The sequence below is a fragment of the Pantoea sp. SGAir0430 genome, from assembly GCF_043549295.1.
This window is the reverse complement of the sequence record NZ_CP039427.1, coordinates 1,138,508-1,159,510: the sequence shown is the minus strand read 5'-3', so window position 1 is coordinate 1,159,510 and position 21,003 is coordinate 1,138,508. Positions and strand designations below refer to the sequence as shown.

The 21,003-nt window shown below is 60.6% G+C and carries 19 protein-coding genes; 10 read left to right on the top strand and 9 right to left on the bottom strand.

The genetic code is table 11. The features are described 5' to 3' along the window. Positions 1 to 61 precede the first annotated feature (61 nt). From E7738_RS05555 to E7738_RS05545, 3 genes are all read left to right on the top strand, one after another. On the top strand, positions 62 to 412 hold the full coding sequence (locus E7738_RS05555; RefSeq protein ID WP_394516190.1) for a helix-turn-helix domain-containing protein: 351 nt from the start codon (positions 62 to 64) through the stop codon (positions 410 to 412). 87 nt (positions 413 to 499) lie between these two features. Then, on the top strand, positions 500 to 934 hold the full coding sequence (locus tag E7738_RS05550) for a ribonuclease domain-containing protein (RefSeq protein WP_394516189.1): 435 nt from the start codon (positions 500 to 502) through the stop codon (positions 932 to 934). Between the two features lie 2 nt (positions 935 to 936). After that, positions 937 to 1,206, top strand: a complete 270-nt coding sequence (locus tag E7738_RS05545; RefSeq protein ID WP_058758476.1) for a barstar family protein — start codon at positions 937 to 939, stop codon at positions 1,204 to 1,206. Here E7738_RS05545 and E7738_RS05540 read toward each other — a convergent pair whose 3' ends face one another. The 4 genes from E7738_RS05540 to E7738_RS05525 form a co-directional block, all read right to left on the bottom strand. Further along, positions 1,207 to 3,579 (bottom strand): virulence factor SrfC family protein, encoded by a 2,373-nt coding sequence (locus tag E7738_RS05540; protein WP_394516188.1) that lies wholly within the window; start codon positions 3,577 to 3,579, stop codon positions 1,207 to 1,209. After that, the gene (locus E7738_RS05535) at positions 3,576 to 6,548 is read right to left on the bottom strand and encodes a virulence factor SrfB (protein ID WP_125309626.1); all 2,973 of its coding nucleotides are present in this window, start codon (positions 6,546 to 6,548) and stop codon (positions 3,576 to 3,578) included. Before E7738_RS05535 ends, E7738_RS05540 begins: the two co-directional genes overlap by 4 nt. Positions 6,549 to 6,550: 2 nt before the next feature. Further along, positions 6,551 to 7,867 (bottom strand): SrfA family protein, encoded by a 1,317-nt coding sequence (locus E7738_RS05530; RefSeq protein ID WP_262255749.1) that lies wholly within the window; start codon positions 7,865 to 7,867, stop codon positions 6,551 to 6,553. 153 nt (positions 7,868 to 8,020) lie between these two features. Then, complete coding sequence (locus E7738_RS05525) at positions 8,021 to 9,199, bottom strand: benzoate/H(+) symporter BenE family transporter (protein ID WP_021506148.1); 1,179 nt, start codon at positions 9,197 to 9,199, stop codon at positions 8,021 to 8,023. A gap of 97 nt (positions 9,200 to 9,296) precedes the next feature. On the opposite strand from E7738_RS05525, the gene E7738_RS05520 reads away from it, so the two are divergent. From E7738_RS05520 to E7738_RS05510, 3 genes are all read left to right on the top strand, one after another. Then, positions 9,297 to 9,842 (top strand): helix-turn-helix domain-containing protein, encoded by a 546-nt coding sequence (locus E7738_RS05520; protein ID WP_021506147.1) that lies wholly within the window; start codon positions 9,297 to 9,299, stop codon positions 9,840 to 9,842. Positions 9,843 to 9,939: 97 nt separating this feature from the next. Continuing rightward, positions 9,940 to 10,365, top strand: coding sequence for a MarR family winged helix-turn-helix transcriptional regulator (locus E7738_RS05515; RefSeq protein ID WP_262255746.1), 426 nt, complete (start codon positions 9,940 to 9,942; stop codon positions 10,363 to 10,365). A 16-nt stretch (positions 10,366 to 10,381) separates the two neighbouring features. Further along, positions 10,382 to 10,936: an isochorismatase family protein gene (locus E7738_RS05510; RefSeq protein ID WP_278707544.1), complete on the top strand. Its 555-nt coding sequence runs from the start codon at positions 10,382 to 10,384 to the stop codon at positions 10,934 to 10,936. Between the two features lie 146 nt (positions 10,937 to 11,082). Here E7738_RS05510 and E7738_RS05505 read toward each other — a convergent pair whose 3' ends face one another. Further along, entirely contained in the window at positions 11,083 to 11,481 is a 399-nt protein-coding gene (locus tag E7738_RS05505) for a hypothetical protein (RefSeq protein WP_059008726.1), read from the bottom strand. Further along, positions 11,482 to 12,492, bottom strand: coding sequence for a hypothetical protein (locus E7738_RS05500; protein WP_059008728.1), 1,011 nt, complete (start codon positions 12,490 to 12,492; stop codon positions 11,482 to 11,484). Between the two features lie 415 nt (positions 12,493 to 12,907). Between E7738_RS05500 and E7738_RS05495 the strand changes: the two genes are divergently transcribed. Next, entirely contained in the window at positions 12,908 to 13,387 is a 480-nt protein-coding gene (locus E7738_RS05495; protein ID WP_021506145.1) for a DM13 domain-containing protein, read from the top strand. A 35-nt stretch (positions 13,388 to 13,422) separates the two neighbouring features. Here E7738_RS05495 and pqqU read toward each other — a convergent pair whose 3' ends face one another. Continuing rightward, on the bottom strand, positions 13,423 to 15,546 hold the full coding sequence (pqqU, locus tag E7738_RS05490; protein WP_394516187.1) for a TonB-dependent receptor PqqU: 2,124 nt from the start codon (positions 15,544 to 15,546) through the stop codon (positions 13,423 to 13,425). 215 nt (positions 15,547 to 15,761) lie between these two features. Between pqqU and E7738_RS05485 the strand changes: the two genes are divergently transcribed. Further along, positions 15,762 to 16,625: an NAD(P)-dependent oxidoreductase gene (locus E7738_RS05485; protein WP_262255741.1), complete on the top strand. Its 864-nt coding sequence runs from the start codon at positions 15,762 to 15,764 to the stop codon at positions 16,623 to 16,625. Beyond that, complete coding sequence (locus E7738_RS05480) at positions 16,626 to 17,408, top strand: AraC family transcriptional regulator (protein ID WP_021506142.1); 783 nt, start codon at positions 16,626 to 16,628, stop codon at positions 17,406 to 17,408. Here E7738_RS05480 and leuA read toward each other — a convergent pair. Further along, positions 17,359 to 19,044, bottom strand: coding sequence for a 2-isopropylmalate synthase (gene leuA / locus E7738_RS05475; protein ID WP_394516186.1), 1,686 nt, complete (start codon positions 19,042 to 19,044; stop codon positions 17,359 to 17,361). The genes E7738_RS05480 and leuA overlap by 50 nt on opposite strands. Positions 19,045 to 19,163: 119 nt before the next feature. Beyond that, positions 19,164 to 20,159 carry a phage shock protein operon transcriptional activator gene (pspF, locus tag E7738_RS05470; protein WP_059008892.1) on the bottom strand — a complete coding sequence of 332 codons (996 nt, stop codon included), beginning with the start codon at positions 20,157 to 20,159 and terminating at the stop codon, positions 19,164 to 19,166. A gap of 156 nt (positions 20,160 to 20,315) precedes the next feature. Between pspF and pspA the strand changes: the two genes are divergently transcribed. Beyond that, positions 20,316 to 20,981 carry a phage shock protein PspA gene (gene pspA, locus E7738_RS05465; RefSeq protein ID WP_058758491.1) on the top strand — a complete coding sequence of 222 codons (666 nt, stop codon included), beginning with the start codon at positions 20,316 to 20,318 and terminating at the stop codon, positions 20,979 to 20,981. The last annotated feature ends 22 nt before the right edge of the window (positions 20,982 to 21,003 follow it).

Below are 21,003 nucleotides of genomic sequence, written 5' to 3'. Positions count from 1 at the left end.
CCTTAAAGTGTAATTGCAACTGATACTGATACTGTTCGCCATGGCGACGGGAGAGAATGGGATGATGAGCGACGCTTTTATTCACGATCTGATCGACTGGATTGATAACAACATTGAAGCACGTCTGGATCTGGACACCGTAGCGGGGCGCGCCGGCTATTCGAAGTGGCACCTGCAGCGTATGTTCAAAGAGCACACCGGCTATCCGCTGGGTGAGTACATCCGGGCTAAGAAGCTGAAAAAATCGGCCGACCGCCTGACCACCACCAACGAACCGATCCTCAACGTGGCCATTTCGCTGGGCTTCGATTCACAGCAGTCGTTTAACCGCAGCTTCAAGCGCCAGTATGGCGTGGCACCGGGCGCATGGCGTCGTCACGCCGCGCACACCCCGAGCACGATGCAGCAGTAAACCTCCGCCAGGGCCAGCCATGCTGGCCCGCGTTTTTCCCCGCCTGAAACCTGCTATTATCGGCGTCCTGCTTTTCAGGATGTCACTATGTCGAAAAAACTCTGGATTGGATTACTGTTTGCGCTGGTGGTTTGCTGGATCGGGCTGAAGCCCCATCTGAGCGGTACTGCACCAGAAAAACAGACGGATATTGCGCAACTGACCGATGCACATCGCGTGGCGCGCTGGCTGCAGCAGCATCACCGTTTGCCTGATTTTTATCTCACCAAAAGCGCGGCACGTCGTCAGGGCTGGAACCCGGCGCAGGGCAACCTGTGTGAAGTGTTGCCGGGGCGCGCGATTGGCGGCGATCGCTTCAGTAACCGCGAACGGCGACTGCCGATGCAGGCGGGACGCCAGTGGTATGAAGCGGACGTCAATTATGACTGCGGCCACCGCGATGCCGATCGTCTGCTTTACTCTTCCGATGGGCTGATCTTTCTCACCACCAATCACTATCGCAGCTTCACGCCGGTACCCTGACTATGCTGACACTCCATTTTGATTTTCGCACGCTGGGCACGCGCCAGGCCTTTTATCAGGCGCTGGTCGAACAGAGCGGCTGCGGTGAATGCTTTGGCTACAATCTGGATGCGCTGTGGGACTGGCTGACCGGCGGCATGGCGCTGCCGGCAACGCTGCATCTGCAGCATGTCGCCGAGGTCAGCACCAGCGCGGAGTTTGCCCCGGTGCTGGCGCTGCTGGAAGAGGCGGCGCAGCAGCTGGCGGGCGAGCTGCGCCTGATTACACACTGACTACGCGTGCAGCGGCAGCAGCATAATCGCCAGCGTCTGGCGTGCGCTGGCCGGCAAATCACCGCCGCCGGTGTAGCCGTTATTCTCGACGATCAGCGAATTTAACCCCACCAGCCAGTCATAAATGTAATAGGCGGTGTGGTTAGCCGGCGCGGCAGACAGCCGCGTCAGACGCTGGCCTGACGAAAAGCTGACGCTGGGCGCCGGTGGGCGGGCGAAAATCGGGCTGCCGCGATTGACGCGACTCTGTGGCCGTTCACGTTCATCCCGCTGCAGGAAGCCGAGCCAGGCGACAAAGTCACCCAGCACCGTCATGGCACGCGACACCTGGCGATCGGTGCGCGCTTCATGGGCACTGGCCTGCGTCTCCGTTTCGTTCAGCGCGCTTTGCAGTTTGCTCAGCACCTGCAGACGGAAGCTGGCGGTGATGAGCTCCTCCACCAGCAGTTCCAGCGTCGGCTTATCAACGTTGAGCAGCGCCAGCAGGCTCTGGCTCTCCGGCAGCTGACGCAGGTGCGCCAGCCACAGCGCGAACACCTGCTGGGGAAACTGCTGATCGCGCTGGCCGCTGCTGCTGCGCGGTTCGGCGGTGGTTACCGGCTCATCGTTAAACAGGTCAAACTCAAAACCAATACCAAAATAGCTCTGCTCTGCCGCGGCCGGCTGACCGCCGGTGGACGGCGTGCTGCCGTGACTCTGACTTAGCCACAGCTGGCGCACCGCTTCGCGCGACGGCTGCAGACGCTCAAGCAGCTCGCCGTGCAGGCCGGTGCGATGTTGTAAACACTTCAGCAGCGTATCGGCGATGGCCTGTTTCCGCGCGGCCTGTTCCGGCGTGGCGCTGGCTTCGGTCCACGGCTGCAGACGCTCCACCAGTTTCTGCTGCAGCGTGCTGAGCTGCAGCGCCAGCCGGTCGCGCCGTGCCTCCGGCTGCATCTCATCCTGCAGCCAGCTGCTCATGCGGTCGACGCCGGCGCGATCGCGCGCCAGCATTGAGCCCCAGCTCTGGCCTGGCTGACCAATCTGCCGCTGTACCGCTTCATCGACGTTGATTTGCGACTGCTGATAGCGCGCATCGTGCGGCGTAATCGCCCAAATCAGGCGCGGCTTGTCTGTGCTGGCCGTCGCGCTCTGTTGCAGTTGCCACTCGCGCAGCGCGCTGGCGGCGAGATCTGCATCCTGACGCTGGCTGGCGGCGGTACAAATCAGCATTAAATCGATGCCCTGACGTGCGGCATAGAAGCCCGGCAGCAGGGCACGTTTCTGCTCCAGCAGACTGGCGCGCAGCGCATCACGCGCCTGCAACCTTGCGCGCTCGTCCTGCTGATCGCGGTCGGCGGGCGTGCCCGGTGCGGGCAGCTCCAGCATATCGGCTTCGTCATACAGCGCCTGACGCGGCGTCGAACTGAGCGGCAGGGTGATTTCCAGCGTCAGCAGCGCCAGCCAGCCGAGCGGTACCGACTGCGGTTTGCCCACGCGGTTGGCGACAACCGGACACACTTCAATCAATTCGTTCAGGTCGGCGTCATGGCCGATGAGCTTTTCAGCGGGCAGCGAGGCGTCATCCACCAGCAGGCTGAGCGGTGCCAGCACGCGCGGCGCGTGCCGCAGCTGATGGCGCAGATGCAGCAGGCTGCGCAGGGTTTCATTCAGCGCCGGACGCTGCGGCCACAGCAGCGCAAACAGCTGCACGCGGTCGTCCACGTTGAGCCACGGTGCCAGCTCAATCGCCTGCGGCCAGAAATGGCGGTCCAGCACCTCGGCGTGGTCGGGCTGGCGGCGATGCCACGCCCACAGCGTCACCAGCGCGTCGCTGTCGAGGCCGGGCTGCATCTCGCTCTGGCGATGGCGCTGCAGGCGCTGCAGCGCGGCATCAATCGCCGCGCTGTCCGGCTGGGTGTCCGCGCTGGCGCAAGCCAGCATCAGACGAATCAGCTCGGCTTCGCTCAGCAGCGTCATCTCCAGCGGCCACGCGCCAGACTGCGCTTCACGCTGATGGCTGAAACGGGTGGCGATGGCAAAATCGAGATTGCCGGGATTGATGTGCTGAAAATAGTTCAGGGTTTTGTCGCCGAGGCGGGCGATCAGCTGGCCCTGCGCGTCGCCGACCATTTCACTCAGCAGCCAGGCTTTGCCCGCCTGCGACTGACCAAACAGCGCCAGGGTGACCGGCCGCGCCAGCTGTCGCGCCAGCGCGTGGCTTTCAACCCGGGCGCGCCGCAGCTGGAGCCGCAGCGTATCGGCTTCCAGCGCCAGACGCGGCGAGTGCGCCTGGTGGCTCTCCACCCAGTTCAGCGCGCCGTCAACCGTCTCCTGCAGCAGACCCAGGCGTTTAGCAGGTGTCGCCGGCGTGGCTTTTTTGGCAGTTCTCATCGTTTACACACGCTCCCGCTGTCGATCCAGTATTGCGCATTGGCGTTGCCGGTGGCCGACAGCGTATTCAGTTTCAGACTCAGTTGCTCCAGCGGCACGCGCGTGCCATCGTCCATGCGCGCCTCGCTCAGCACCAGCCGCTCCGGGCCGAGGTTATCCGGGCCCGGTTGTACCGCCAGCCTGATGCGCAGCACGCTTTCGCCCGCTACCTGGCGCGCCAGCTGCGGATCGGTAATGCTCAGGCTGTAGAGCGGTGTCGCCGGCCAGCGGTCGTTCTCCAGCTGGCGGAAACCGAGGCAGACGTTACCGCGAATGCGGAAGCTGCTTTTACGGTCCAGCGCGAAGCTGTGGCTGTCGAGATCAATCTCGCTATAGCACAGATTGTCATCGCTCAGCGTGGCGTTTTCATCCAGTACGCCAAGATAGCGAATGGTCGAGTAGGGTTCAAAATCGCCGGCGCGGAACCAGAAGCTGCTGAGACGCAGATCGAGTGCCAGCAGACACAGCATGGCACCGACCGCCGCGGTGGATTTCGGGTTATCAATGCGTCCCTGTTTGTTGAACGGATACCAGTCGCTGGTGTGATACCCCTCCAGCGACAAAATGCGGCTGCCCGGCAGCGGCTGCAAATGACGCACCAGCGCCTGAATGCCCGGGAAGCGCGACGGGCGACCGGTCAGCAGCAGCACATCGCACTGATAGAGGGAAACCACTTCGCACATGGCGCGCAGCGCCGGGATGATCGCCATCCGGTGCTGCAGGAACTCAGCATGCAACTGCGCCATGCTCACCACCAGCGGCACGTCAAGCAGATCGAAACGGCTGTCGCCGCCGAGCGTGCGCTGAATCTCTCCGTTGACAAACGCCAGCACGCTGCTGGCTGGCTTTTGCGGCACCAGCTCGCCAAACAGCGCGTTAATTTCGCTGTGGCTGTCGAGCGGATTCCAGTTTTCATAGCGCTCCAGCACCGCCTGCGCCAGCGGAATAAACAGCTGCAGGGTGACCTGCTGGCGCAGCGTGGCCTGACCATCCATGCGACTGTCGTGTCCAAACAGCTTGTTCATCAGCGGTTCCGCCAGCGCCAGGCCGGCTTTTTGCAGACTCTGCTGTAGCGCGGGCAGGATCCACAGCTGAATCACGTCCAGCAGAATGTCATCGCCGGCCACTTTAAACCCTTCCCGGAACAGCAGGCGCGGGGTGATTTTCACGTTGTTGCCCTGACCATCATCCAGACGATACTGGGTGATGGCGAGGTCAGTGGTGCCGCCGCCGATATCAATCGAGGCGATGCGCAGGCTTTTGCCCGGCAGCTCATCCGCTTCGCGCGGGCGATCCGGGCGCGCCATGCTGCTGAAGAAATCTTCCGCGCGGCCGGCAAAGTTCACCTGGGTTTCGTTAAACAGCCACACCATCTGTCCGCAGGTGGCTTCATCCCACTCCATCTGCACATCCGGCACCGGCCGCAGGCTGTGTGCCTGGCTGGCGGCGTCAAACGCGGCGTCGGCCGGATGCCAGCCTTCGGCTTTCCACACCAGCGCGATGGCTTCCTGCATGCGGCGACGAAAAATTTCCCGCTCCGGCTTCGGCATGGCCGACGGCAGCGTCAGGATCACATGCCGCAGCTGGCGCGGCGCCTGGCTTTGCGGCATACGCTGGCGCTGGGCCACGCTGTTCATCTGCATCATGGCCTGCGCCAGCAGCTCACACAGCATAAAGGTCATCAGCGAGCTGCGGCTGTAGCTGGCAGAAAACACCGGCAGGCGGTCATCTTCCGGCAGGGCATGCAGCGGCTGCCCCTCATCGTTGAGCAACAGCGTAAACGGCAGCGCAGTGGCCTGCGGCTCGTCGCTGCCGCCGCTGGCGTTGAAGCGCCAGCCGGGCTGATAACGCGCTTCGTCCCATAAGTAGCGGCGCGGGCTGGAGAGGCCGGTGCTACCCTCGGTGCCGGCGCGCTGCAGCGCGAGACGACTGGCTTCGCGACCGACGCGGGTCAGCGAGGGCCACATAAACGCGTTTTCGCGGCCGCTCTCCAGCGAGAAGTTGGCTTTGCCAAAGTGCGTTTCGGCAAACTCCAGTCGGCTGTCGAACAGCTCGTTGTAGACCTGGTGCGGCTGCGACAGATCGCGCAGCTGCAGCTCATAGGTCTGGCGCAGGCCGTTGCTCTCTTCGGGGTGATCTTCCACCAGAATGCCGCAGGTGTGCGAGTTGCCGACGTCGAGAATGATATCCACGTTGACCGCCGGCGTTTGCGGTGAGGCCGCCTGGATAGTGATTTCTGCCAGATCGAGCTGTTCGCCCAGCAGTTCCAGCACGTTGAGATAGTGCGCCTGATATTCAAATTCGCGCAGCGCCTGGTTCACTTCCTGCTCGCGGCGTGATTCCAGCGCATACACCTGCTGGCTGAACGTCTCGCGCAGCCAGCCGTCAACCCAGGTAAGGTCGAGGAACTCGCCCAGTTCATAGTTGTGCCACGCCAGCGCAAAGCTGACGCCGTTCTGCGCATCGGCTTTGCTCAACCCCAGCTGCTCACCGCCGTCCGCGTCGGCCACCAGGCGCGTATCGAAGGCGAGGGTGATGCGATGGGTATTACCCGCCGCGTCGGGCTGGCTGAGCGGCGCAAGGCGCAGACGCGCCCAGTTATCCGGGCCACCGATGAAACGACGGCCACTGGAACAGCGCAGCACCGGCAGCGGCAGCCACTGCCCGGCCAGCAGCGTCAGAGAATCGGCCAGCGCGATATCGGTTTCCGGACGCACCACCTCAGCGGCACCGCCATCCTGCGGATAGAGCAGAAACTTGCCGCTGTTGCCATCAACGTTGAGGCGCAGCAGCGGACCATTGGCGGTCTGGCGCACAAACTGCCGCCGCGCCTGTAGCGCGGGCAGGCGCAAACCAAAATCAAGAAACTGCACACCGCTGTCTTCGATCAGCGTGATTTTCTGTTTGTCATCAATCAGGGGAGCCAACATGGTTACTTACTCTCACGCTTAATCGTCAACGGGAACACCTGATCGGCGCCATACTGCGCCGTACAGCTGGCAATGCCATCACCGGCTTTGCACACCAGCTCCGGCATGCGATAGCGTGATTTATCGCTGCAGCTGGCAGTATAGCGGCTGCGCACTACCATGGTGCCGGCGCTGGTCATGGCGGCGGTGACATCGGCTTTACAGCGAATATTGTCGCCCTGGGTAATCACTGCGCTGCCTTTACCGTTGCGGATCTGATAGCGCAGGCTCGGCGGCTTGCCGGTCGGCAGATTGGTCTGACGCAGCGTCACGCGCCAGGTACCATTGATAAATTTCACCGAGCCGAGGCGCGCGTCATCGGGCGTCATCACCAGATCGTCCGCTTTGGCCGGTTCGGTATGTTCCGCTACGACCTCCGGCGGTGCCGGTGGGGCAGCCGGTGCCGGTGCAGGCGTCACCGTCGCACTGCTGTGCGGCAGCGTGGCGGCCAGCGTCTGTGCTTTCGCCAGCATCGCCGGGGCAAGCGCAGGCGCGGCGCTAACCACTGGCACGGTTTCGGTTTCTGCCGGCCGGACCGGCGCGTCGTGTAACCAGAAGGCCACGCCCGCTGCGGCGGCAGCGGCCAGAGGCAGCACCAGCAGCAGCGGGCGCAGTGCGGATTTCTTCCGCGCGGGCGCGTCGGCGACAACGCTCAGCGGTGCGGGTTCGGGCTGTGGTTCGGGTTCCGCCAGCAGTTCCGGCTCGGGCTCCGCCACAACGGGGGCCGCAACCGGTTCAGGCGCGGCAGCCCTTTCTGGCTCCGGCGCGGGCACCACTAGCGGCGGCAGTTCTTCATCAAGGCTGTCGCGCAGGCAGGCCAGCGCATCATCACGCGTGCGCGCCTGCGGGTCGACGAAGCCCCAGAAGGTGATCACCGGCTTGCCATCCACCAGATAGACGTATTGCTGATCGGGAAACTGCAGCGTCTTTGCCAGCAGCGCCCCAAACAGGCGCATCGCCGGATTGTCGGCATCCCGGGCGCGCAGGCTGAGCGCCTGCAAATCCTGCTGATTAAGGGTGAGCTGATCCAGCGCCTGACGCTTTTCGCGATCGCTGGCCGCCAGCCAGGATTTCACTTTGCCGCTGAATGGCGCGTACCAGTCAAGGCGGTCACCGCGCTCGTTGGCCTGCGGGATCGCGAGGCAGTTGGCCAGAGTCGTCTGGCGGCGCAAACGTAATGTTTCGCGAATTTGCAGGGCAGAAGCCCAGACCGGCTGGCCGTTCTCCCCCAGAGCCAGTAACGCGTCGAGATTGCCGCTGCGCAGAAAAGTTTTTGCCACTCGTTGGGCCCTTATCGGTGGTTATCTGAAGCCAAACATCGGGTGTGATGGGCGATGGTAGTGATCTTAAGCCAAATGCGCCGCAATCAAACGGGGGAAAAAGGGGGGAAAACAGGGCGTTATTCCCCCCACGGTACGCGGGGTGGTGAAATGTTAACCGTTCCGGCGCGGGCTGAGCAGCAAATGGGTGAGGACGCCCCCGATCAGGCCCCAGAACGCCGAGCCGACGCCGAGCAGGGAGATGCCGCTGGCGGTGATCAGGAATGCCACGATGGCGCTATCGCGCTGCGCCGGTTCCGCCAGCGCGCGCTGCAGACTGCCCGCCAGCGTGGCCAGCAGTGCCAGACCGGCCAGCGTGGCGATCAGCACCGGCGGCAGTGCGCTGAGCATCACGGCAATCAGCGCGCCGGTAAAGCCGGTCAGCAGATAAAACACGCCCGCCAGCGCGGAAGCCACCCAGCGGCGCGCCGGGTCCGGATCGACATCATCGCCCATGCAGATCGCGGCGGTGATCGCCGCAATACACACCGAAAAGCCACCGAACGGCGACAGCAGTAGCGCGATCAGGCCGGTCCAGCCGGTGAGCGCGGAGACCGGCGGCCGGTAGCCATGCGCCTGCAGCGTGGCAATACCGGGCGCATTCTGCGACGCCATGGTCACCAGGAAGTAGGGCAAGCCGACGCCAATCAGCGCGGCAGGATTAAAGTGCGGCATGATAAATTCCGGCACGCTCAGCGTTAGCGCATGAGGCGGAAAGTGGATGGCGCGCTGACCCAGCGCCACCAGTACGCCTGTCACCAGCGCCAGCAGAATGGCATAACGCGGCAGCCAGCGGCGGCCCAGCAGCCACACCAGACACATGCTGCCGCACAGGGCAAAATGATCCTGTAAGCCGCTGAAGGTGCCGATGCCAAAACGCAGCAGAATCCCCGCCAGCATCGCGGCCGCCAGCGACTGGGGAATATGGTTCATCAGCCGGGCAAACAGGCCGGTCACGCCGCTCAGCACAATCAGCAGATTGGTCGCGACAAACACCCCGACCACTTCATTGAGCGTCAGGCCGTGCACGCTGGTGGCCAGCAGCGCGGCACCCGGCGTCGACCAGGCGGCGAGCACCGGCATCCGCGTCCACAGCGACAGGCCGAGTGACGCCAGCCCCATGCCCACGCCCAGCATCGACAGCCAGCCGCCAATCTGCGCCGGTGAGGCGCCTGCAGCCTGCGCCGCCTGAAAGATCAGCGCCGCGGTGCTGCTGTAGCCGACCAGCACGGCGATCAGGCCGGAAATCAACATTGGAAAGGAAAAAGCCGGACGAACAGTTGCAGTGGTCATGGAATCACATCCTGTTGTGCGTTATAACGCACATTGTGGCACGCACGGTATGGCGCGCACAAGTGGTACACTGCGCGCCCGCTTTTCAGGAGAATTCATGGAAAATCTGCATCAACATCTCAGCCAGGCGCTGAAGCAGCTGCGTCAGGCTAATGGCTGGAGCCTGACGCTGGCGGCGGCGCGCACCGGCGTGAGTAAAGCCATGCTCGGTCAGATTGAGCGCGGCGAGTCGAGTCCAACGATCGCCACGCTATGGAAAATCGCCACCGGCTTTAATGTGCCGTTCTCCTTTTTTGTGCAGAGCGGGGCGCAGCCGTCGGGCGACGTGGCGACCTTCAGCCAGCCCAATGCACAAATGCAGGTGAAGCCGCTGCTGCCGTATGACGCGCGTTTGCGCTTCGATCTGCTGGAAGTGACGCTGGCGGCGGGCGCGCAAAGCGATTCGTCAGCGCACGAAAGCGGGGTGATTGAGCAGGTGGTGGTGCTGGAAGGTGAGCTGTTGCTGGGCATGGCGGGCAGCTGGCGTCGCCTGCAGGCCGGAGAAGCCAGCCAGTTCGCCGCCGATCAGCCGCACAGCTACCGCAATCCGCTGGCCAGCCCGTTGCGCTTTCATAGCCTGATTCACTATTTGCAGCGCAGCTGAGCGGCGGGATGCACAATTACAAATTGATACGAAGGCAAACTACACAGTTTACCTTCGTATTTATATACTCCGGTCTCATCAGTAAAGGAGAAGGGCGATGAGCGAGCTGATTAGCGCCGCTGCCGCGTTACGCAGCATCAATGGCAAACTGATGCGCCGCCTGCGTGAATCGGCCCCGCCGGGCGATCTCACCTGGCCGCAGGTTTCCGTGCTGGGGTATCTGGTGCGCGACGGCGCAATGACGGTGACCGAGCTGGCCGCGCGCGAAGGGGTGCGCAGCCAGTCGATGAGTGCCACGGTCGCCAGCCTGCAGACGCTGGGCCTGGTACAGGGCGTGGCCGATGCGCAGGATGGCCGCAAAACCCGTTATCAGCCTACCGCTGCCTGCCTGCGGCTTATCGCCAGCAATCGCGCCCAGCGTGACGACTGGCTGCTGCACAGCATCAGCAGCCTGCTCAGCCCGCAGGAGCAGCAAACGCTGCTGGCCGCCATTCCCTTACTGCAACGACTCGCTGACCACTAATTTGAGAGGACTCACCATGGCTGTCACCACGTTAGATGCCCAAACCGCCCTGATTGTCATCGACCTGCAGCACGGCATCGTCCGCCTGCCGGTTACGCCGCGCCATCCGGATGAAGTGATTGCACGCGCCACGCAGCTTACGCAGGCGTTTCGCGCGAAACAGCTGCCGGTGGTGCTGGTAAACGTGGCGGGCGGCGCGCCGGGCCGCAATCAGCAGCCGCGCCACGATGCAGCTTTGCCGGCAGACTGGGCGGTGCTGGTGCCGGAAATGACACCGCAGCCGGGCGATATCAGCGTAACGAAAAAAACCTGGGGCGCGTTCCACAATACCGACCTGCATCAGCAGCTGCAGCAGCGTGGCGTAACTCAGGTGGTGGTGTGCGGGATTGCCACAAGTATCGGCGTGGAATCCACGGCGCGTCAGGCGTACGAGCTGGGCTACAACGTTACGCTGGCGACTGATGCGATGAGCTGCCTGAACGCTGAAACCCACCACAACAGCATTGAGCGCATCTTCCCGCGCCTCGGCGAAACCGGCACCACTGAAGACATCCTCGCGCTGCTGAACTGATCTTTTCCCTCCAGGGCTGGTACTGCCGGCCCTGTTCTCAATATTTTCCTGCCGCAGCCAACCGTCTTCTGGCGGATGTCATCCTGCTGTTAAGCATTCTCTGTTACGGGAATGCTGCATCAGGTCTGAATCAGAAATCGGTCCTGTTATGGAAAAAATCTCGCTTTTAACTCAAGTGCAGCACCCAGGAGGGCTATCAATACACCACAGATGAAACTGGTGATATGTGCGTAATAAAGCGCAGATATCCAGCCGATAGATTTGCCCTTGTTATCATCAAAAAAATCATAGGCGCTACTATCGCGGTTAAGGAAAAAAACTTTCTTTTTTTTCATAATGCCCATAAAGAAATATGACATTGGCGCAGCGCCAAAAAAACCCACGAGACAATGAAACGAATAGGGGGCCGGGAATACGTGTCTTTTTTGGAAGTCTTCCAAAAGCGTGTAATATTTCTTTCTGTTATAAGCATAAATCAGTATGGATAATAAGAAGCTGGCTAAACATAGCCCAATGATAAATATGCCAAGAAATTTTATTGTCATTTATAAGCCCATATGATTATAAAACGCGTCGACACCCCAGTTCATAAACTCCCCGGCTGCATAACCAGCAGCAACTGAACCGACCGCTGCGCAGGCAACGCCTCCCACTCCTGCCGTGGCTATCCCGATAGCCGTGCAAAAACCCAGGCCAATCGCCGATCCTGCAGCGCCAGCGCCAATACCCGCAGCGGTTGAAAGTCCAAATTTCGAATATTCCCTAAACGCAGATCTACTGCACTCACCCTCACGTCCAACCGTACAGGCCTTCATAACATCATTCGTCGCCCCGGCAAAAGAAAACGCAATACCCACATAGCCGCCCATCTTTAGAAAACGTGCCGCTTTGGCGGCATTGCCGACATAGGTTGAATAGCCTGGTATGCCTCCCAAACCCACAGTCGACCACTCATGTACTATTGAGCGGCTTGAAAGATTTAGCGCTCGTTTCATATTTTCGTACTGCTGGAATTTAATGGTATAGCGGGAGAGGTTTTTGAGTACAGGCTTATTGACTAGTTCTTTTAATTGATTCAGCAATTGATTACGCTCAACAAAGAACTGCTGGCTAATGAGGGTTCCCTGCGCGCGAAACTGATTCTGATAACTGGCCTCTATTTTTATCAACGTCTGCTCTATTGCACTGAAATATTTTGCTCCGGCATCCCCTGTGATACCAAAAATCTGATTGCCAGCACTCGTTAATGCAGCAATGGTGCCATAATGTTTTTGCATAAAATCCGCTTCATTAACACTGACGCCAATTAATGCATTGTTGATTCTGTGCTTAGCCTGTCTGAATGCTGTTAAGGCATGCAGCGTAAGAGGAGCCTGAGTTTCAGGATCGGCGACGATTAATATCTGCCCCGGCCTTAACCAGGGCGTGTCAGCGTTCAACTGCATAAACATGGTAACTGCTGGAGCACGGGTGTCGCGAAACAATTCTCTGGCCTGGTGCTCCAGTGATCCAGCGCGTTCGACAACACAATATCCCGGGGCGATGTTACGTGTCATGAATCCTTTCTCCCTTACCTGGCTAACATCCTGCACGCCTGACTGCAGCAAACAATATAAGTAATTCTATTGCGCGGCGCAAAATGTGTTGGCTAACAAATGAGGTGTGAGTGCTCAGATGCGTAAACGCGAAACCGGTACCACTGACGAAATCCTCGCGCTGCTGAACTGATCTTTTCCCTCCAGGGCTGGTACTGCCGGCCCTTATCTTTGCCGCTCGCTGCCACTGGTTATTCTGCTGCGCCTCGCTTTCCCTGCCGCCGTTGAGAGTTGGTTGTAACAGCGCTGGTTACTGTCACAGTATGCACAGCAACACGATAACCAATATTTAGCCTGACTTTACGTTTTATTAACACCAGAGAGCAGCAGGATCGGGTAGAGAAATACAGCGATATTCTGCTGCAGGGAGGTAGGGATGCTAAAAAAATTAAACGTGCTTTATCTCATCGCCAGCCTGTTTTTTCTGGGCACCGGTATTACCTTAGGTCTGGTGTTGTCACCGTTAATTACCGCGGAAGTGAATGCCACGCAAAAGGAGGTTGATCTGGCGAAACAGCAGGCGCTATATAGCGGCGAGTTTGATCGCCATCAGCCGGGCAGTGATGCGCTGTACTGGGCCAGCGGCAAGGTCTATCTCAATGAAAACGTCATCGCTTTTGAGGGGGAAATTGCCCCCGGGCCACACTATAAAATTTACCTCACCAAAACTCAGGCGTTTGATCAGCATTCATTTCTGCAAATAAAGCATCAGTCGGCGTTAATTGGCGATTTAAATAACTTTGGTGATTTTATTAAATCACTGCCGGAAGGCATCGATCCGCAGGAATATTGCGCCGTGCAAATCTGGAGTGAGCAATTTTCGAAATTTGTCGGTTCAGCACGTTATCGCACCTGAATAAGGCACCGACGTGCGCCGGTGCCCGCTTTAGATTACTGGAAAGCGTAGCTCAGCGTCAGGCCGACGCTGTAATTACGCCCCGGTGCGGGTTCGTAATACCGGCCATTGCTCTCATTAACGATGACTGAGCCGATATAGTGGCGATCGAGCAGATTATCCACGCGACCAAACAGATCCAGCGTCCAGTTCTGCACCAGCCATTTATAGCCGCTGTTCAGTCCCACCACCGTATACGCCGGCGCTTTGACATCATTCTGGTCGTTGGCCGCAATGTCGCTCAGGTAGCGCAGGTCGCCGCCAGCATACCAGCCTTGCTCCGGCGCGTAGGCCAGTCCGGCGTAGGCCATATTGCGCGCAATACCGGGGATGCGCTTGCCGTCACAGCTGTCGCTGCCGCAGGCGTTACTGCGGTAGCGCGCGTCGAGCAGCGTCCACGCGGCTTTCAGGTGCCAGTCATAGCCAAACTGCTGATCGAGCCCGAGTTCCAGGCCACGGCGGCGCGTCTCACCAGCATTTTTGTAGCTGGTGCGGCCTTCGTAACTGCTGTCTGACACGATCTCGTTTTTGGTATCGGTCTGAAACAGCGCAGCGGTCAGCAGGCCGTTGCCGAGGCGTTTTTTGCTGCCGAGCTCCACGGTATTGCTGGTGGCGGGCTGCAGGTTGAGATTGAGCCCGGCCTGATCCGCCGCGCGGTAGGAGAGTTCATTGAGCGTCGGCGTTTCAAAGCCGCGACCGGCGGAAACATAGGCATTCCAGCCATCATCAATCGCGTATTTGAGCGAAGCCGCAGGCAGCCAGCGATGATAGCGGCGATTACCGCTGTCATCCGGATCGCTGGCGGTCACGTAATAGTCGTTAGCATCGAAATTGACCGTGCTGAAGCGCACGCCGGCGTCCAGCGACCAGCGATCGCTCAGCTGCCACGCGGTCTGCAGATAGGGATCGAGGTTCCACATCAGGTTGCGCTCGTTGCGGCGCAGATCACCCTGCACGCCGTAGTCGGTGGCGCCGTCACTGCGGGTGAAGTTCTGATAGCCTTTGCGCTTCTCGCTCATGGTTTCATAGTCGAGGCCGCCGGTCAGGGTCACCGGCAGCGTCAACAGCGTCGCGCGGTGCGTCCAGCGCGTATCGATGCCCTGATAGTGGCGCGCCAGTGAAATGACACCACCGGGATAGCCGGCTTTCAGCTGGGTCGCCATCGGGATGGACTGATACTGGGTGGTTTCCCGTTCACCGGCATAGAGCATCACGCTGAGGTCGTCGTTGTCGCTCATCTGGCGCTGGTAGTGCAGGCCCGCCTGGGTCTGGTCGACCGTTTTGCGCGCGTTGTACAGCGCGACGTTGCTGGCCACCTGGCGCGGATTATCATGCCACTGTGCTGGCGTCAGGCCGCCCGGATCCTGCGCCTCAACGTGAACGCTGTTGAACAGCAGCGTCAGGGTGCTGACATCGTCAATGCGCACGCCAAGCCTGGCATTGCCGAGGTTCTTCTGCGCGGCGCTGTGGTCGCGATAGCCGTGCGTGGTGAAGCGCGAAGCCGACACCGTATAGTCAACATCGCCGGCGTGGCTGCCATCACCGGTGGCACCGCTCGCTTTCACGCTGTTGCGCCAGCTGCCGTAGCTGTCGTACCAGCTGCTGGCTTCCAGCGTGGTCGGCTGCTGGCCGCGCTGGGTTTCCACATTGATTACGCCGCCCGATGCGTTGCCGTACAGCGCGGAAAAAGGGCCGCGCAGCACTTCCACGCGATCGATGGAACCGATATCGATATTCGAGGTTTGCCCCTGGCCATCCGGCATGCTGGCCGGAATGCCGTCAACGTACAGGCGAATGCCGCGCAGGCCGAAGGTGGAACGCGAACCAAAGCCGCGCACTGAAATCTGCAGATCCTGCGCATAATTTTGCCTGTTTTGAATTTGCAGACCGGGCACGCTGGTGAGGTTTTCAGACAGGTTAACGCGCGGTGCGGCGTGGCGCATATCGTCGCCGCTGACGACGCTGACCGCCGCCGGGGTATCCAGCTCAGAGAGTCCACTGGCCGCGGGCGCGGCGCTTACTACCAGGGTATTGCTGGCATTGTCCGCCGCCAATAGCGGCAGCGGCAGGAGTGCAGGCAGCATCAGCAACGGTGCCTGTCGCAAAAGAGCAATTTTCATTTTAATAACCGTAAAAGACGTGAAATGAACCAATCGGGACATTTATCGCGCGTATGTTAATCGTTTTAGCGCGGGTTTGAAAAGCGTTAATAGTAGGGCAGAACCCTGTTAAGTGTGGCGTGAAAAATGTCCTTTCACCGCACCTCTGGCCTGGCTGTCAGCCCCAATTTCTGTCAGTGTGATCGTTTTGCCTGCGGTAAGAAGAAGGAGAAAACATGAGTCAGCAACCTGTAGTGGCGGTACTGGGATTAGGCGCGATGGGACACGCATTTGCCGCCAATCTGTTGAAGAAGGGCTTTACCGTGCGCGGCTGGAACCGCACCCGTGCCAAAGGTGAAGATCTGGTGGCCGCAGGCCTGACGCTGAGCGACAGCGCCGCGCAGGCTGTGGAAGGCGCAGACGTGGTGATTACTATGCTGGCGGACGGCGCTACCACGCGCGCCACGCTAAACCAGGTGCAGAACACGCTGCAGCAGGGGGCTACCGTGGCGCAGATGGGCACCATCGGCGTTGAAGCGACCGACGCGCTGATCGCCGGGCTGGCGGCCGCACGGCCGGACGTGGTGTTTATTGATGCGCCGGTCTCCGGTACCAAAGCGCCAGCTGAGAACGCGCAGATTCTGGTGATGGCCAGCGGCGACCGGCAGCGCGCCCAGGCGGCGGAGCAGGTGTTCGCCGCGATTGGTAAAGGGACGCAGTGGCTGGGTGCCGCCGGCGCCAGCTCGCGCATGAAGCTGGTGGTGAATAGCTGGCTGATTGGCCTGATGCAGAGTCTTGCCGAAAGCACCCGGCTGGCAGAGCAGTTTGGTTTCACTACCGACGATCTCTGGAAGGTGCTGGAGGGCGGTCCGCTGGCCGCGCCGTACGCCAAAATGAAACTCGGCATGATTGCCAGCGGCGACTTTACGCCGCAGATGCATCTGATCTGGGCGCTGAAGGATGCGCGGCTGGCGCTGGACGCCGCCGGCGACACCTCACTGCCGGCGCTGGAAAACATCGTCGATGTCTGGCAGCAGGCGGTCGATGCCGGTTACGGCGAGCAGGATCTGGCGGCGGTTTATCAGTACCTGAAACGCTAAATGAGTCAGCGGCTCGATTTTGACTTCTCGCAGCGTCCGCTGGTGCCGTATGCGCATGATTACGCGCATGGCGATGCGGAGCCGTGGCACTATCACCACTGCGCGCAGCTGATACATACCCTGAGCGGCGTGGTGAAAGTGGAAACGCAACACGGCAGCTGGATTGTGCCGCCCAGCCGCGGCGTGTGGCTGCCGGCCGGCACGCGTCATGCGCTGCACATCGTTGGCAGCGTGGCGGCGCGCACGCTGTTTGTCGATCCGCTGGCACGCGCCGATCTGCCCGCCAGCTGTCAGGTGGTGCAGATATCGCCGCTGCTGCGGGAGCTGATTGTCAGCGCGCTCACGCTGCCTGAGCATTACGCGTCTGGCAGTCGCGCCGAGCGCATTTACGAGCTGATTCTCGATGAGATTCGCGTGATGGATGTGCTGCCGTTTGGCCTGCCACTGCCGCACAGCGACCGGTTGCTGGCGCTGTGCCAGCAGATTCAGCAGGCCCCGGGCGAGAGCTGGACGCTGGCGCGCGCGGCGGCACAGCTGTGTGTGGCGGAACGCACGCTGGCGCGCCATTTCAGTCGCGAAACCGGTTTGCAGTTTAGCGACTGGCTGCGGCGTGCCCGGCTGAGCGTGGCGCTGACCCGGCTGGCACAGGGCGATACGGTGCTGGCCGTGGCGCTCGACCTCGGCTACGACAGCCCGAGCGCCTTCAGCGCCATGTTTCGTCGCGTGCTGGGCGTTACGCCAGCGAACTACTTTCCGGCGGCAGAAAAGCGCCCGCCGCGTTAAGCAATGCCTGCAGCGAGGCGCGCGTCACGTCATTATCAATACCCACCCCCCACGCACGCTCGCCACGCGGCGTGATGCAGCTGATATAGCACACCGAACGGCTGTCGCTGCGTTTGCCCAGCGTGTGTTCATGGTAATCCTCAATGGTTACGGCCAGATCGTAGCGCTGACGCAGCGCGGCGACCGCTGCTGAAAGCAGTCCGTTGCCGCGGCCTTCCAGGGTCAGCTGCAGCGGACCCTGCTGCAGGCGCGCTCTAATCCGCGTCTCGCCCTGATCATCGCTATGGCTCTCCGCCTGCAGCAGGCGACACCGTGGCTGTTGCAGGCCGTACTGCTGACAGAACAGCTGCCACAGCGCGTGGTGCGTCATCTCCTGGCCGTGAGCATCGGTCTGCTGCTGCACGCAGCGGCTGAGATCCTGCTGCAGGCCGCGCGGCAGTTGCAGGCCGTGATTTTGTTCCAGCAGCCAGGCGGCACCGCCTTTACCGGACTGGCTGTTCACGCGGATCACCGCTTCATAGCTGCAGCCGATGTCCAGCGGGTCGAGCGGCAGGTAGGGCATTTGCCATACCACTTCATTACGCGCGCTGCGTTCGGCAAAGCCTTTGCGAATGGCATCCTGATGCGAGCCGGAGAAGGCGGTAAACACCAGTTCGCCGGCGTAAGGATGGCGCGGATGGACCGGCAGCTGGTTACAGCGCGTCACCACTTCCAGCACCTCGCGCATATCGCTAAAGTCCAGCTCAGGCGTCACGCCCTGGGTATAGAGATTCAGCGCCAGCGTCACCAGATCGACGTTGCCGGTGCGCTCGCCGTTACCAAACAGACAGCCTTCAACGCGATCGGCCCCGGCCAGCAGCGCCAGCTCGGCGCAGGCGATGCCGGTGCCGCGATCGTTATGTGGATGGACGCTGATCGCCACCTGTGAGCGCTGGCTGAAGTGGCGACAGAAATACTCGATCTGGTCGGCATACACGTTGGGCGTGTTGACTTCCACCGTGGCGGGCAGATTGATGATCATCGGCCGCTGCGGTCCCGGCTGCCAGATGGCGGCGACCGCTTCACAGATTTCCAGCGCAAATTCCGGCTCGGTAAAGCAGAAGGTTTCCGGCGAGTACTGAAAGGTCCAGCGTGTGGCGGGCTGCGCCGCACAGCGTGCGCGGATTTGCCGCGCGGCGGCGCAGGCCAGCTCGACGATTTCAGCTTTGCTCTGACGAAATACGCGCTCTCGGAACAGCGGGGCGGTGGCGTTATACAGATGGACAATCGCCTGCGGCGCGTCACGCAGTGCTGCAAAGGTGCGATCGATTAAATCGCCGCGCGCCTGGGTTAATACCTGAATAGTGACGTCGTGAGGGATGTGCTGCTGTTCAATCAGCAGGCGCACAAAGTCAAAATCGGTTTGCGAGGCGGCGGGAAACGCTACTTCAATCTCTTTAAAGCCGCAGCGCAGCAGCAGTTGCCAGAATGCTAATTTGCGCGCGCTGTCCATCGGCGTAGCCAGCGCCTGATTGCCATCGCGCAAATCGGTTGAGAGCCAGCGCGGCGTGCGGGTGATCTGGCGTGACGGCCACTGGCGATCCGCCAGATTGATGACAGGCCACGGACGATATTTTTCAGCAGGTTGAGTCAGCATGGGGGTCTCCTTGAGGTCTGCCTGTAGTCTGCAGTAACCTGCCGGACACGGCTCACGCATAGCTGACAACCCGGCGTGCAAAACTGACAGCTGCCGCAGCGATACCCGTCAGTTAAACCCTACTGTGCTTCGATCCCGTGTTTTTTCATCATCGCGCGCAGCTGATGATAAGTGACGCGCAACAGTTCAGCGGCGCGGCGCTGGTTGTATCGCGCCTGTTGCAGACTGGCTTCGACCAGTGCGCGCTCCTGCTGGTTTTGCCACTGGCGTAAATCCAGCGGCAGCGCCGGCAGGGCACTTTCACGCTGTTCTGCTTCCGCTTCAGTTACCGCAGGAGCGCTGCGTGGCGCAAACGGATTGATGATGATGGTGTCGAGCGCCTGTTCGGTGCTGTGATGACGGTACACCGAGCGCTCCACCACGTTTTTCAGTTCACGCACGTTGCCCGGCCAGCTGTGCTGCAACAGGGTGAGCTGAGCGCGCTCGCTAAAGCCGGGAAACAGCGCCAGGCCCAGCTCGCGGCACATCTGAATGGCAAAATGCTCGGCCATCACCAGGATATCGCTGCGGCGCTCGCGCAGCGGCGGCAGCTGGACGACATCGAACGCCAGGCGATCGAGCAGGTCGGCGCGAAAACGGCCGGCGGCGGCCAGCGCGGGCAGATCTTCGTTGGTAGCGCACACCAGCCGCACGTTAACCTGCAGCGACTGATTGCCGCCTACGCGTTCCAGCTGGCCATACTCAATCACGCGCAGCAGTTTTTCCTGCACCAGCATCGGCGCAGTGGCCAGCTCATCCAGAAACAGCGTGCCACCATCGGCGCGCTCAAAGCGGCCAAGGTGGCGCTTCTGGGCGCCGGTAAAGGCACCGGCTTCATGGCCGAACAGCTCGGAATCCAGCAGGTTTTCATTCAGCGCGGCGCAGTTAAGCGAAATAAACGGCCCCTGCCAGCGGTCGGAGAGGTAGTGCAGGCGGCTGGCAATCAGCTCTTTACCGGTACCGCGTTCGCCAGTCACCAGCACCGGTTTCTCCAGCGGCGCCAGTTTCGATACCTGTTCCAGCACCTCTAAAAAGTTATTCGACTCGCCCAGCAGATTGTCTTTACCGTTTGCCATGATGAAATTCACCACTGATTAATTAATTTCACTACCTTAACGGATTGCGCCGCGCGTGTAAAACAGCCAAGCCCAGTAAAATCAGCCTGTTAAAAACTGGCACGCATTTTGTATTAGTCATGAGCGTAAAGACATGACAACCAGAGGAACATCATTATGGGTATTTTTTCTCGTTTCGCCGATATCGTGAACGCTAACATCAACTCGCTGCTGGAGCGTGCCGAAGATCCGCAGAAACTGGTACGCCTGATGATTCAGGAAATGGAAGACACGCTGGTGGAAGTGCGTTCCACCTCGGCCCGCGCGCTGGCAGAAAAGAAACAGCTGCTGCGCCGTATTGAGCAGGCCGAAATTCAGCAGGCCGAATGGCAGGAAAAAGCTGAGCTGGCGTTGAGTAAAGAGAAAGAAGATTTAGCCCGTTCGGCGCTGATTGAGAAACAGAAGCTGACCGACCTGATCGCTGCGCTGCAGCAGGAAGCCAGCCACGTTGAAGAGACGCTGGATCGCATGAAAGGCGAGATTGGCGAGCTGGAGAAAAAACTCAGCGAAACCCGCGCCCGTCAGCAGGCCCTGACGCTGCGTCACCAGGCGGCTTCATCGTCACGCGATGTGCGTCGTCAGCTCGACAGCGGCAAGCTGGATGAGGCGATGGCACGCTTCGAATCGTTTGAGCGCCGCATCGATCACATGGAAGCAGAAGCGGAAAGCCAGCGCTTCGGTAAAAGCAAAACGCTGGACCAGCAGTTTGCCGATCTGAAAGCCGATGACGAAATCAGCCAGCAGCTGGCTGCGCTGAAAGCCAAAATGAACCGCAGCGAGTGATCGCCCCGGGCCTGCTAACGGG